Origin of the sequence: Klebsiella sp. 141161, from assembly GCF_050600815.1 — a bacterium.
GTDB lineage: Bacteria > Pseudomonadota > Gammaproteobacteria > Enterobacterales > Enterobacteriaceae > Klebsiella > Klebsiella aerogenes.
In genome coordinates this window covers 1-13,263 of record NZ_JAQIRN010000013.1, presented here as the reverse complement: position 1 = coordinate 13,263, position 13,263 = coordinate 1, and the positions used below count along the sequence as shown (strand labels likewise).

7 protein-coding genes are annotated in these 13,263 nt (G+C 56.4%); 1 reads left to right on the top strand and 6 read right to left on the bottom strand.

Annotated features, from left to right (window positions below):
• Positions 1 to 66: 66 nt before the first annotated feature.
• On the bottom strand, positions 67 to 1,698 hold the full coding sequence (locus PGR79_RS22960) for a Na/Pi cotransporter family protein (RefSeq protein ID WP_015368796.1): 1,632 nt from the start codon (positions 1,696 to 1,698) through the stop codon (positions 67 to 69).
• 294 nt (positions 1,699 to 1,992) lie between these two features.
• Positions 1,993 to 5,676, bottom strand: coding sequence for a methionine synthase (metH, locus tag PGR79_RS22955; RefSeq protein ID WP_213317897.1), 3,684 nt, complete (start codon positions 5,674 to 5,676; stop codon positions 1,993 to 1,995).
• Between the two features lie 195 nt (positions 5,677 to 5,871).
• On the opposite strand from metH, the gene iclR reads away from it, so the two are divergent.
• A complete protein-coding gene (iclR, locus tag PGR79_RS22950) occupies positions 5,872 to 6,702 on the top strand; it encodes a glyoxylate bypass operon transcriptional repressor IclR (RefSeq protein WP_020079887.1) in 831 nt (276 codons plus the stop codon).
• Positions 6,703 to 6,753: 51 nt separating this feature from the next.
• On the opposite strand, the gene aceK is transcribed toward iclR, so the two are convergent.
• The 4 genes from aceK to metA all read right to left on the bottom strand — a co-directional run bounded on the left by aceK (position 6,754) and on the right by metA (position 12,766).
• Complete coding sequence (gene aceK, locus PGR79_RS22945) at positions 6,754 to 8,538, bottom strand: bifunctional isocitrate dehydrogenase kinase/phosphatase (protein ID WP_430922567.1); 1,785 nt, start codon at positions 8,536 to 8,538, stop codon at positions 6,754 to 6,756.
• Between the two features lie 100 nt (positions 8,539 to 8,638).
• A complete protein-coding gene (gene aceA, locus PGR79_RS22940) occupies positions 8,639 to 9,943 on the bottom strand; it encodes an isocitrate lyase (RefSeq protein WP_015368800.1) in 1,305 nt (434 codons plus the stop codon).
• Positions 9,944 to 9,974: 31 nt separating this feature from the next.
• Positions 9,975 to 11,576: a malate synthase A gene (aceB, locus tag PGR79_RS22935; protein ID WP_087859663.1), complete on the bottom strand. Its 1,602-nt coding sequence runs from the start codon at positions 11,574 to 11,576 to the stop codon at positions 9,975 to 9,977.
• Positions 11,577 to 11,836: 260 nt separating this feature from the next.
• A complete protein-coding gene (metA, locus tag PGR79_RS22930; protein WP_045396850.1) occupies positions 11,837 to 12,766 on the bottom strand; it encodes a homoserine O-acetyltransferase MetA in 930 nt (309 codons plus the stop codon).
• Positions 12,767 to 13,263: the final 497 nt, after the last annotated feature.

The following is a 13,263-nucleotide window of genomic DNA, read 5'->3' as shown; positions in this document are numbered from 1 at the left end:
GGTTGGCGAACATTACCCGGATAGCGGCGCGTTGCGCCTTATCCGGGTTACCCAGCGTACATTCAGCTAATAATCATCCCGCTCGTCGTCTTCATCCGGCTGCTCCATCACGCTATAGGCAACAGCGCAGAACAGCGAGTTCAGACGCTTCATATCGCCCAACAGCGCCAGATGCAACGTACTGGTTTCGATACTCTGCACGTTTTGCTGATGCAGGCGGTCAACGTGCGCGTGCGAGTAACGGCGGTTAAGAATACGAAAACGGTGCTTACTGCGGCGCAACCGACGGGCGCTCGGCACGTCGCCGGAAAAGAAGACCGACATTGCCAGCTGTAGGTTACTGAGCAGTAGCTCGTATAACGCATCCAACTCTTTTAGCCCCTCGACGGAAAATGCGCGCCGCGCCGCCAGAGATTTATCGGCGATTTCGCTGCCCATTCGCTCGACGATGTCAGACGCCTGCTCCAGGTTGAGCGACATCTCGATAATTTCCGCCCAGCGGCGAGACTCCTCTTCCGCCAGCTCGTCCTTCGGCATCCGCGCCAGATAAAGCTTAATCGCCGTATACAGAACGTTGATATCGTCCGCCATCCGTCGCAGCTCTTTCTCTTCGCGCGGCTCGCCGTGCATCACCTTGCGCAGGCTTTCCAGCATCTGCTCCATGGCGTCGCCGATACGCAGGGTCTCACGGGCGGCATTGGCCAACGCCAGCGCCGGCGTATCCAGCGCCGAGGGATCCAGATGCTTCGGCTTGAGATGGTTATCCAGCTCCGGCTCATCGCGGATCAGGCGTTTACACAGGTTCGCCATCGGCCCGGCGAATGGCACCATCGCCACGCAGCGAATCAGGTTGTAGAAGACGTGGAAGTAGATGACCAGCTCCGACTCTTCCAGCGGCAATTTGTGCATGACATCCGCCAGTACGTGCACAAATGGCAAAATTATCAAGCTCCCCACCAGCTTGAACAGCAGGCTGCCGAGCGCCACCCGCCGCGCCGCCGCATTGGCGCCGCTGTTGTTGAGCATCGCCAGCAGGCCTGAGCCGAGGTTAGCGCCGATGACCAGGCATAGCGCCACCGGGAAAGAGATCACCCCGGTGCCGGTTAACGTTGCGGTCAGCAGCACGGCCGCCAGGCTGGAGTAACTGATAATGGCGAACACGGCGCCAATCAGCGCATCCAGCATGATATCGCCGGTCAGCGAGGCGAAAATCACCTGAACGCCGTTGGCCTGGGTAATCGGATGCACCGCCTGGACGATGAGCTCCAGCGCCAGCAGAATAAGCCCGAGGCCGATACCCACCCGCCCAAGCTGACCCGCGCGCGTCTGTTTACGCCCGAGGAAGAAAATAACGCCGATAAATATCAGCAGCGGCGATAGCCAGGAGAGGTCGAAGGTCAGTACCCTCGCCATCAGCGCCGTCCCCACATCCGCACCCAGCACCATGACCAGCGCTGGCGCCAGCGCGACCAGATCCTGGGCCACAAACGACGTCACCAGCATGGTGGTGGCGTTACTGCTCTGCACCAGCGCGGTGACGCCAATCCCCGCACAAAAGGCGAGCGGTTTTTTCTCCACGCTACTGCTGAGCACGGTACGCAGGCGTGCGCCAAAGACGCGCATCACGCCAGTACGCACAATATGGGTCCCCCACACCAGTAGGGCTACGGCGGAAAGTAGGTGTAGCAGCGTTAACACAGAATCAGCTTCTCCTTATCGTTATAAGTGTTCCTGAGGTTTAAACCTCCCTTCAGTATAAGGGGTTAACTTCAATAAAGAGACAAGGCGCTCAAAGAGCGCCCTGTCTGACTGCTGGCAAAGAAGGAAAAAGCGTGGTTTTTCCTTCTTTGTGGTTATCAGCCGAAAATCAATAAATTGATTTTCCATGTTTTTTATCTGGCGCAATCGGTAAGTCCAACGGTTGCATGAGGCTTGTCATCAACCTCAAGGCGCTCAAATAGCGCCCTGTTTGTTGTAACGAAACATATTTCGTTAGTCGGCATCATAACCGAGGTTAGGGGCGAGCCAACGCTCAACTTCGGCCGCCGTCATCCCTTTACGCAGGGCGTAATCTTCCACCTGGTCGCGCTGGATCTGCGCCACAGCGAAGTACTTACTGTCCGGATGGCTAAAGTACCAGCCGGAAACCGATGCGCCAGGCCACATGGCGAAGGACTCGGTGAGCTTCATGCCAGTACGCGCTTCCACATCCAACAGTTCCCAGATGGTCGCTTTCTCGGTGTGTTCCGGGCAGGCCGGATAACCGGGCGCCGGGCGGATCCCCTGGTAGTTTTCGCGGATCAGCTCTTCATTGCTGAGATTCTCATTGGCCGCATAGCCCCAGTAAACCTTACGCACCTTCTCATGCAGATACTCGGCGAAGGCTTCCGCCAGGCGGTCGGCGATGGCTTTGACCATGATCTTGTTATAGTCGTCGTGCTGCGCTTCATAGGTTTCCGCCAGCGCGTCTTCTTCCAGCCCGCCGGTCACCGCGAAAGCCCCGATATAGTCCGCTTTACCGCTCAGCTTCGGTGCGACAAAATCGGCGAGGCAGTAGTTCGCGAAGCCGACTTTTTCGGTTTGCTGGCGCAGGTGATGGCTGACCGTCAGCACGTGGGTGCGGGTTTCATCACGATAGATTTCCACGTCGTCGCCAACGCGGTTGGCCGGGAACAACCCGACCACACCGCGCGGGTTGAGCGTTTTTTCGGCGCTGAGTTTATCCAGCAAATCGTTGGCGTCTTTAAACAGGCGTTGCGCCTCTTCACCCACCACTTCATCTTCCAGGATACGCGGATATTTACCCGCCAGCGACCAGGTCATAAAGAACGGCGTCCAGTCGATGTAGTTACGCAGCGTTTCGATGCTGGCTTCCACCTCCTGCACGCCCAGACGATGGGCTACCGGCGGAGTGTAGCTCTCCCAATCAAACGCCAGATCGTTTTCCCGCGCCGCCTGCAGAGTCACCGGCGGCGTGCGCGGCTTTTTGCGCCCGTGCTGAATACGCACCGTTTCATACTCTTTACGCGTACGGGCGACAAAATCATCGCGCTGGGTTGCCGACAGCAGGGCTGAGACCACCCCTACGGTACGCGAGGCGTTCTGCACGTAGACCGTCGGGCCACTGTAGTTCTGTTCGATTTTCACCGCGGTATGGGCTTTCGAGGTCGTCGCCCCGCCAATCAGCAGCGGGATGGTGAAGCCCTGACGCTCCATCTCTTTCGCCACGTTGACCATTTCGTCCAGCGACGGCGTGATAAGCCCGGAGAGGCCAATCAGATCGGCGTTTTCTTCGCGCGCGGTACGCAGGATTTTCTCTGCCGGCACCATCACGCCGAGATCGATAATTTCGTAGTTGTTGCACTGCAGCACTACACCGACGATGTTTTTACCAATATCGTGCACATCGCCTTTCACGGTGGCGATCACCATCTTACCGTTGCTGGAGCCCTGTTCTTTGCTGGCTTCGATGTAAGGTTCGAGGTAGGCCACCGCCTGTTTCATCACCCGCGCGGATTTTACCACCTGCGGCAGGAACATTTTGCCTTCGCCGAACAGGTCGCCGACCACGTTCATGCCGTCCATCAGCGGCCCTTCAATCACCTCAATCGGCCGTTCGGCCTGCTGGCGCGCCTCTTCCGTATCCTGCTCGATAAATTCGGTAATCCCTTTGACCAGCGAGTATTCAAGACGTTTTTTCACGTCCCAGCTGCGCCATTCCGCCTGCTGAGCGTTAGCGCCGTCGTCCACTTTGCTGCCGCGATATTTTTCCGCCAGCTCAAGCAATCTTTCGGTGCTGTCATCGCGGCGGTTAAGAATCACATCTTCAACCGCGTCGCGCAGCTCGCCAGGCAGATCGTCGTATATCGCCAGTTGACCAGCATTGACGATACCCATGTCCATACCGTTGCGGATAGCGTAGTAGAGGAAGACGGCGTGGATCGCTTCACGTACCGGATCGTTACCGCGGAACGAGAACGACACGTTGGAGACGCCGCCGGAAATCAGCGCATGCGGCAGCTCGCGTTTAATGTCTTCGCAGGCGCCGATAAAGTCCTGAGCGTAGTTATTGTGCTCTTCAATACCGGTGGCGACGGCAAAAATGTTGGGGTCGAAGATAATATCTTCCGGCGGGAAGCCGACCTCTTCGGTGAGGATTTTGTAGGCGCGACGGCAAATTTCGATTTTGCGCTCGCGGGTATCGGCCTGGCCCACTTCATCAAAGGCCATGACCACCATTGCCGCGCCGTAGCGGCGAACCAGCTTAGCGTGATGAATAAAGAGTTCGACGCCCTCTTTCATCGAGATCGAGTTAACGATGCCCTTGCCCTGAATACACTTGAGCCCTTTTTCGATGACTTCCCACTTGGAGGAGTCGATCATAATCGGCACGCGGGCAATATCCGGTTCACCCGCTATCAGGTTGAGGAAACGCACCATCGCCGCTTCGGCATCGAGCATCCCCTCATCCATGTTGATATCGATAATCTGCGCGCCGCTTTCCACCTGCTGACGCGCCACGTCCAGCGCTTCGCTGTATTTCTCTTCTTTGATTAAGCGCTTAAATTTAGCGGAGCCGGTAACGTTGGTCCGCTCGCCCACGTTGACGAACAGACTATCGTCGCCGATGTTCAGCGGCTCCAGGCCCGACAGACGGCAGGCAACCGGGAGTTCAGGCAGCTGGCGCGGCGGCAAGCCCTCTACCGCCCGGCTCATGGCGGCGATATGTTCCGGGGTGGTGCCGCAACAGCCGCCGACAATATTAAGGAAACCTGCCTGCGCCCATTCGCGAATTTGCGCCGCCATGGTGTCGGCATCCAAATCATATTCGCCGAAGGCGTTCGGCAGGCCGGCGTTCGGGTGCGCGGTAACGTAGCATTCGGCGATCCGCGAAAGCTCCTGCACGTACTGGCGCAGCTCATCTGGCCCCAGCGCGCAGTTCAGGCCGAAGGTCAGGGCATCGGCGTGGCGCAGCGAATTATAGAACGCTTCGGTCGTCTGCCCGGACAGTGTACGTCCGGAGGCATCGGTGATAGTGCCGGAAATCATAATCGGCAGCTCGACGCCAAGCGCCTCAAATTCTTCTTTGACCGCGAAAATCGCCGCTTTGGCGTTCAGGGTGTCAAAGACCGTTTCAATAAGAATGAGATCCGAGCCGCCTTCCACCAGCGCTTTGGTGGATTCACGATAGGCGGCCACCAGCTGATCGAACGTAATATTCCGAAATGCCGGATCGTTGACGTCCGGAGAAATAGAAGCGGTGCGGTTGGTCGGCCCGAGCACCCCCGCCACATAGCGCGGTTTTTCCGGCGTACGCGCGGTCCATGCATCGGCGCTGGCGCGAGCCAACTTCGCGGCGGCAAAGTTGATTTCTGCCGACAGGGATTCCATCTGGTAATCCGCCATCGCGATGGTTGTCGAGTTGAAGGTGTTGGTCTCGATAATGTCCGCGCCGGCGGCGAAATAGGCGTCGTGGATCTCGCGGATGACCTCAGGCTTGCTGAGCACCAGCAGGTCGTTATTGCCTTTCAGGTCGCACGGCCAATCGGCAAAGCGCTCGCCGCGGAAATCCTGCTCACTCAGACGATAGCCCTGGATCATGGTGCCCATGCCCCCGTCCAGAACCAGAATGCGTTCTCTTAACTGCTGATGTAATTGTTCTACTTTGTTACTCACACAGACTCCCGACAGCGCTCAACTCAGACCAAAAAGCCAACAAACCATACTGGCATAAACCAACCTGCCGGAAAAGGAAACCTGCAGCAACATGAGACAAGTTCAACTTCACTCCTCCGATCAGTCTGGTTGTGATTGCATTATCGCCAAATAAAACGAAAATCATTTCCACGATACAGAAAAAAGGAGTTCATCATGGCTACCCCGGTTCCCGCCAAACGCGGCAGAAAACCCGCCGCTGCCGCCCCTGCCGCTCAGGCTGGCGGGCAAGTGCAGTCGCTTACCCGCGGTCTGAAACTGCTTGAATGGATTTCTGAATCGCATAGCAGCGTCGCGCTCACCGAACTGGCGCAGCAGGCGGGGCTACCTAACTCCACCACCCATCGTCTGCTTACCACCATGCAGCAGCTCGGTTTTGTGCGCCAGGTCGGCGAGCTGGGGCACTGGGCGATTGGCGCGCATGCGTTTGTCGTCGGCAGCAGCTTCCTGCAAAGCCGCAATCTGCTGGCCATCGTCCATCCTATTCTGCGCCAGCTGATGGAAGATTCCGGCGAAACGGTCAACCTGGCGGTACTGGATAAAAGCGATCATCAGGCGATTATCATCGACCAGGTGCAATGTACGCAGCTGATGCGCATGTCGGCGCCGATTGGCGGCAAATTGCCGATGCACGCGTCAGGCGCCGGAAAAGCGTTTCTGTCGCAGTTGAGCGAAGAAGAGGTCACCACGCTGCTACATCGGAAAGGGCTGCATGCTTACACCCACGCCACCCTGGTTTCTCCGGTACATTTGAAAGAGGATTTGGCCCAGACGCGTAAACGCGGCTATTCATTTGACGATGAAGAACATGCGCTGGGGCTGCGCTGTATTGCTTCCTGCATTTACGACGAACACCGCGAGCCGTTCGCCGCAATCTCCATCTCCGGGCCGATTTCACGCATGACCGATGATCGGGTGACCGAGCTTGGCGCGCTTGTCATTAAGGCCGCCAAGGAAGTCACGTTGGCATACGGCGGGGTTAAATAATAAAAATGCCCCAGAGGGGCATTTTAAGTAGGCCTGATAAGCGTAGCGCCATCAGGCAGATCGGCGCACCTTGCCGGATGGCGGCGTAAACGCCTTATCCGGCCTACTGTCGGCGCCATAGCGCACGCTAAAACGCTGCTTACGCCGATAAGCGTAAACATCTTCCACGTGCCCGTTTTTAATTCGCGTCTGTAATTCGCGCCAGTAATCGGCACGCAGCAAATCCGCGTGCATCTCCTCCAGTAGCGGCCCGATCCGCGGATCGGCGCACAGCCAGTGACGGAACTCTTCCGGGAAGACATCGCCAGGGGACACGCTATACCAGGGTTCACTGGCCAGCTCATCTTCCGGATAGCGCGGCGGCGGAATGTCGCGGAAATTCACCTCGGTCATATAGCAAATTTCATCGTAATCGTAGAATACCACCCGCCCGTGGCGCGTGACGCCGAAGTTTTTGAACAGCATGTCGCCGGGGAAGATATTGGCGGCCGCCAGTTGGCGAATGGCATTACCGTACTCTTCTACCGCGTCGCGCAGCGCCTGGCCTTCCACCTGCTCCAGCCAGATATTGAGCGGCACCATCCGTCGTTCAATATAAAGATGACTGATGGCAATGCGATCGCCGAGGTCGATCAACTTATTCCCCGCTTCCGCCTGCAACAGCGCCATCAGCTCGGGCGCAATTTGTCGCTTATCGAGCACAAAGTTTTCAAATTCCTGAGTATCCGCCATTCGCCCGACGCGGTCGTGTTCTTTGACCAGCTGATAGCAGGCACGAACGTGGGCGGCGGTCATCTCTTTTTGCGGCGCAAAGCGGTCTTTAATCACCTTAAATACCCGGTCGAATCCCGGCAGGGTAAAGACCAACATCACCATCCCACGGATGCCAGGCGCTTCGATAAATTGCTCATCACTGCGGGTAACATAGTGCAGGTACTCGCGATAACTTTCCGTTTTAGCATGCTTCTGACAGCCTATCGCCATATACAGCTCGGCGGTAGTTTTTCCCGGCAGAATCTCGCGCAGCCATTCAACCAGCGCCGCGGGCAGCGGCGCGTAGACCATGAAATAGGAGCGGGCGAAACCAAAGACGATACTCGCCTCGGCGTGAGTCGTCAGACAGGCATCAACAAACAGCTGCCCGTCATCGCTACGATGTATCGGCAGCAGGAACGGCAGCGTCGCCATCGGCGTGATCAATTTCCCCACCAGCCAGGCGGCTTTATTACGATAAAAAAGCTCATTCGCCACCTGCAGATGCGACTGCGACAGCAACTCGCCACCGAGAGCTTCGCGTAAATGACTGACGATATAACCGATATCACGCCCTTTGTTTTGCCACGGCAGGCGCAGCGGCAAATCGGCAAGCAGGTTATGCATCAGGTATTCCCAGCCGCGTTCGGGATAAAAGTCCTTCGCCAGCGGTCGCGAAATCGTGCGAAAACGACGTTCCGGCTGGGAGCTAAAAATAAAGAGCCGCTCGGGGGTCAGCGAGCGGTGGTCAAACAGTCGGCAGTAGACCGAGTTGAAAAAGCTCTCCGCAATTTCAAAGCGAGGGTAATCCGGCAACAGTTGGGTGTACTGCTGTTTCACCCGCAGAAGAAAATCGACGTCGGTACTTTTCCCTTCGGTAATGCAGCGCAGCTGTTCTACCACCAGACCCACGTGGTGATCGTAGAGGTGGATACGCTGCTTCATCGCCTGCTGCACGGCGTGCCAGTCCGCTTGTTCGAAGCGCTGCTGTGCGCCGGAAGTGACTTCCAGAAAACGCCCGTACTGGGCGTCGAATCCCTGTAAAATGGTTTGGGCAATCAGTAGTTCCAGGCCACGCGTCATCGCTTTCCCCCATCCGGCACAACATCATGCCGGATGGCGCGTTAGCTTATCCGGCCTACACCTTTGTAGGCCCGGTAAGCGCAGCGCCACCGGGCATTGCTTAAAACTGTGATTCTTCGGTCGAGCCGGTCAGCGCCGTTACCGACGAGGTCCCCCCCTGGATAATGGTGGTCACTTTGTCGAAGTACCCGGTACCCACCTCCTGCTGATGCGAGACGAAGGTGTAGCCTTCCGGCCCGGCGGCAAACTCCGGCTGCTGAACCTTTTCGACGTAGTGACGCATGCCTTCGCCCTGCGCGTAGGCGTGAGCCAGGTCGAACATGTTGAACCACATGCTGTGGATACCCGCCAGGGTAATGAACTGGAATTTATAGCCCATATCCGACAGCTGCTGCTGGAAGCTGGCGATGGTTTTATCGTCGAGATTTTTCTTCCAGTTAAAGGATGGCGAGCAGTTATAGGCCAGCAGCTTGCCCGGGAAGCGGGCGTGGATCGCCTCGGCGAAACGGCGTGCCTGTTCAATGTCCGGTTTGGAGGTTTCACACCATACCAGGTCAGCGTAAGGGGCGTAGGCCAGGCCGCGGCTGATTGCCTGTTCGATTCCGGCATGGGTGCGATAGAAACCTTCGCTGGTGCGATCGCCGGAGATAAACTCGCGATCGTAAGGATCGCAATCCGAGGTAATCAGGTCAGCGGCATCGGCGTCGGTACGGGCGATAAGCAGCGTCGGCACGCCCATCACATCCGCCGCCAGGCGTGCGGCGACCAGCTTCTGAATCGCTTCTTGCGTCGGCACCAGCACCTTGCCGCCCATATGTCCGCACTTCTTCACCGACGCCAGCTGATCTTCGAAATGCACGGCCGCTGCACCGGCCGCAATCATCGATTTCATCAGCTCAAAGGCGTTCAGCACGCCGCCAAAACCGGCCTCCGCATCGGCGACGATCGGCAGGAAATAGTCGATAAAACGCGGATCGTTCGGCTCAATCCCCGCCGCCCACTGGATCTGATCGGCACGACGGAAGGTGTTGTTGATCCGATCAACTACCGACGGCACCGAGTTAGCCGGGTACAACGATTGATCCGGGTACATACTGGAGGCCAGGTTGGCGTCGGCGGCGACCTGCCAGCCAGACAAGTAGATGGCTTCAATGCCCGCCTTCGCCTGCTGCAGCGCCTGGCCGCCGGTTAACGCGCCAAGGCTATTGATATAACCCTTTTTCGCTTCACCATGCAGCAGACGCCACATTTTCGCCGCGCCAAGCTGCGCCAGCGTGCATTCCGGGTTCACCGAGCCGCGTAACTTCACCACCTCTTCCGCGCTATATGGGCGGGTAATGCCTTCCCAGCGCGGGTTCGTCCACTCTTTGTTTAATTCTTCGATTTGTTGGGTACGGGTTTTCATGTGCAGATGCTCCATATTGTGATGGGGTGAATTACGCCAACAGGCGGTAACCTGGCAGAGTCAGGAAGTCGATCAGTTCGTCGGAAGTGGTGATTTGCTCCATCAGCCGCGCCGCATCGTCAAAGCGACCGTGGCTGAAGCGGTGTTCCCCCAACTCTTCCTGAATCACCATCAGCTCTTCAGCCAGCCACTGGCGGAACAGCGCCTTGGTAACCGGTGTGCCGTCATTCAGGGTTTTCTGGTGATGGATCCACTGCCAGATAGAGGTACGCGAAATCTCAGCCGTCGCCGCATCTTCCATCAGGCCGTAAATCGGTACGCAACCGTTGCCGGAGATCCAGGCCTCAATGTACTGCACCGCTACGCGGATATTGGCGCGCATGCCGGCTTCAGTACGCTCACCCTCGCAGGGAGCCAGCAGCTGCTCGGCTGTAATCGGCGCGTCGTCATTGCGGGTAACAAACAGCTGGTTAGGATGTTCACCCAGTACGCGGTTAAAGACGTTCATCGCCGTATCCGCCAGTCCCGGATGCGCAATCCAGGTGCCATCGTGGCCATTGTTAGCCTCCAGCTCTTTATCGGCGGTGACTTTATTCAGCACCTGACGATTGCGCTCGGCGTCTTTGCTCGGGATAAACGCCGCCATACCGCCCATCGCGAAGGCGCCGCGCTTATGGCAAGTCTTAATCAGCAGGCGTGAATAGGCGCTCAGGAAAGGTTTATCCATCGTCACCACCTGGCGATCCGGCAGGACACGGTCGGGGTGATTTTTCAGCGTCTTGATATAGCTGAAGATATAGTCCCAGCGCCCGCAGTTCAGGCCAACAATATGGTCGCGCAGCGCATGCAGGATTTCATCCATCTGGAATACTGCCGGCAGCGTCTCAATCAGCAACGTGGCCTTAATGGTGCCCCGCGGCAGCTCAAAACGATCCTCGGTGAAACTGAAGACTTTGCTCCACCATGCCGCCTCTTGCCAGGACTGGGTTTTCGGCAGATAGAAATAGGGGCCGCTCCCTTTCGCCAGCAGCGCCTGGTAGTTGTGGAAGAAATAGAGCGCAAAATCGAACAAACTGCCGGGAATCGCCTCACCACGCCAGGTAACGTGCTTCTCCGGCAGATGCAGGCCGCGAACGCGGCAGACCAGTACCGCGGGATCGGGCTGCAACTGATAAATTTTCCCCGCTTCGTTGGTGTAGCTGATGGTGCCATTGACCGCATCGCGCAGATTGATTTGGCCATCAATCACTTTGTGCCAATCCGGCGCCAGCGAGTCTTCGAAATCAGCCATAAAGACTTTAACGTTAGCATTCAGGGCGTTAATTACCATCTTGCGTTCAACCGGACCGGTGATTTCTACGCGGCGGTCCTGCAAATCGGCCGGAATACCGCGTATCTTCCAGTCACCATTACGAATGGAAGCCGTTTCCGAAATAAAATCAGGAAGATTACCACCATCAATGGCCTGCTGTTGCAGGACGCGTGCCGCCAACAGCTGATTACGCTCAGGCATAAAACGGCTCACCAGTTCCGTCAGGAACTCCACCGCTTCCGCAGTCAGAATTTGCTTCTCCTGCTCGCCATAAGGCTGGCTGAAGGCCAGTTCATCGGTCATTGTCGCCTGGTGCGTCATTGTGCAGCTCCTCTTGGTTGATCCTGGTAGCGCGAGCGAAAGATCGTTGTCTGCTTTTCGCTCAGCACAATTAAGACTACTCAAGAATTTTTCAAAATCAAAAACAATTTCCATTTTTAATTTAAAATCAACTCAACACTTTGATAACAAAGAAATTAAAGTTTAAATAGAAGGGGAAGTGATTTTCGGAAATAAAAAAGGCACCCTAAGGTGCCTGAGGCGAGATGCTGAAACGCTTTAGGATCGTACGCGCTGGTAGATTAATCCAGCGTTGGATTCATATGACGCAGATCGTATGGTGTGATTTGGTAGACGTAATAGTTAAGCCAGTTAGCAAACAGGAGATTGCCATGGCTGCGCCAGGTCGCACGCGGTTTATTGTTTGGATCGTTATTCGGGAAGTAGTTGTCCGGAAGCTGTGGCGCTAAACCAGCCTCCAGATCGCGGAAGTATTCACTTGCCAGGGTATGCGGATCGTATTCAGGGTGACCGGTAACAAAAGCGATACGTTTATCTTTGCTGGCGAAAAGATAGGCATCGCCATCTTCGGTTTCAGCAAGAATGTCGAGGTCGGTGTAATCACGAATCAGCCCGGCCGGGAAGTCGGCATAGCGCGAATGAGGCGCAAGGAAGGTGTCATCAAACCCGCGAGTCAGCAGCGCATGCGGGTGCAAAATATGGTGTTCATAAACGCCAGAGATCTTTTCGGTACGAGTTTGCTTGGGGATACCATAAAGAATATTCAACGCCGCCTGTACCGCCCAACAGACAAATAGTGTTGACGTGACGTGATCCTTAGCCCACTCCAGTACCTGTTTGATCTGTGGCCAGTAGGCGACATCGTTAAATTCAACCAGCCCCAACGGCGCGCCGGTAACAATAAGACCATCGAAGTTCTGCTCGCGAATGTCGTCAAAGTTGCAGTAAAAGTTATTCAGATGCTCCGTCGGCGTATTACGCGACTCACGCGCATCGATGCGTAGCAGTTGGATATCGACCTGTAGCGGCGAGTTCGACAGCAGCCGCAGGAACTGATTCTCCGTCTCGATCTTCTTTGGCATTAGATTGAGAATTAACACCTTCAGCGGGCGGATTTCCTGAGTGGTGGCACGCGATGTCGTCATCACGAAGACGTTTTCATCGCGCAAGAAATTGACGGCCGGTAGCTCGTCCTGCACCCGAATTGGCATAGCTGTATCACCCCATTACATACGTATAAACGTTTAGACATCCAGATAGCTGACAATAACCAGGAATAAGCAAAATGTCGAGTCTGCAAGTGGAAGGTGAGAAAGTTTCAAGGAGGATTTAAAAGGTTGGATCTCACGCAGGCAGTGCAGGCCGGGGAAGTATTGATATGGTCGCTTTCCCCGGGGGCGGCGCGAGGCACCTTTCCCGGGCTACGGGTTGCTACGCGGTCTGTAGCCCCGGTAAGCGCAGCGCCACCGGGGAGATGGCGGCGCGTCTGGCCGCAAAACACAAAAACAAAAGGCCCGGTCTTCCGACTGAGCCTTTCGTTTACGTTGGTATGACAGCGCCTTTCCCGGGCTACGGGTTGCTACGGGGTCTGTAGCCCCGGTAAGCGCAGCGCCACCGGGGGGATAGACGCCACACAGCAAAAAACCCCGCACCTTTCGGTACGGGGTTCTTCTTATTTGATGCCTGGCAGTTCCCTACTCTCACATGG

Bases quoted from the DNA above. Each gene is read 5' to 3' on its own strand.
- iclR (WP_020079887.1), top strand. From the start codon at position 5,872: ATGGCTACCCCGGTTCCCGCCAAACGCGGCAGAAAACCCGCCGCTGCC.
- aceK (WP_430922567.1), bottom strand. From the start codon at position 8,538: ATGACGCGTGGCCTGGAACTACTGATTGCCCAAACCATTTTACAGGGA.
- aceA (WP_015368800.1), bottom strand. From the start codon at position 9,943: ATGAAAACCCGTACCCAACAAATCGAAGAATTAAACAAAGAGTGGACG.
- aceB (WP_087859663.1), bottom strand. From the start codon at position 11,576: ATGACGCACCAGGCGACAATGACCGATGAACTGGCCTTCAGCCAGCCT.
- metA (WP_045396850.1), bottom strand. From the start codon at position 12,766: ATGCCAATTCGGGTGCAGGACGAGCTACCGGCCGTCAATTTCTTGCGC.